Source organism: Lysinibacillus sp. CNPSo 3705 (assembly GCF_028674935.1).
GTDB lineage: Bacteria > Bacillota > Bacilli > Bacillales_A > Planococcaceae > Lysinibacillus.
This window is the reverse complement of sequence record NZ_JAQZSD010000202.1, coordinates 1-437: the sequence shown is the minus strand read 5'-3', so window position 1 is coordinate 437 and position 437 is coordinate 1. Positions and strand designations below refer to the sequence as shown.

Sequence of the window (437 nt, the reverse complement as noted above, 5' to 3'; positions counted from 1 at the left end):
AATAATAAAACAAAAGCGATGAAACGGAATGCATATGGCTTTCGACGCTTCGATCACTTTCGAGCAAAAATCTTATTAAATTTAAAGTATAAAGATATCTGGGTTCATCTGGGTTAACGTGCTAAAAAATTACACTACCCCAACATTTTACTTAGAACCAAAATTTTTTACAGGGATCCATGATTTTGTTCTTGTTAAACGTATGTCATGTTTTTAGGTTGATTGTAGGGGTTAGACGACTACTTTGGGAGACGGTTGTAGTAGATGGTTCTGGGATGAATATGTATGTGTCTGCACAAGACCTTGCCTTATGGGGTTACCTTCATTTAAGAGAAGGGAATGGGGAGGAAAACAGCTTATTCCTAAAGAAATCATTCAAATGGCTACATCCATTCAGACTCCTAACCCGAGACTTCCTATTCATAAGAATGGATTTT

Annotated in this window: 1 protein-coding gene; it reads left to right on the top strand. The window is 36.6% G+C overall.

The annotated features are described in order from the left end of the window. Nucleotides 1–117: transposase (locus PVA17_RS25040; protein ID WP_274069377.1), on the top strand; the 117-nt coding region annotated here is incomplete at its 5' end. Between the last annotated feature and the right edge of the window lie 320 nt (nucleotides 118–437).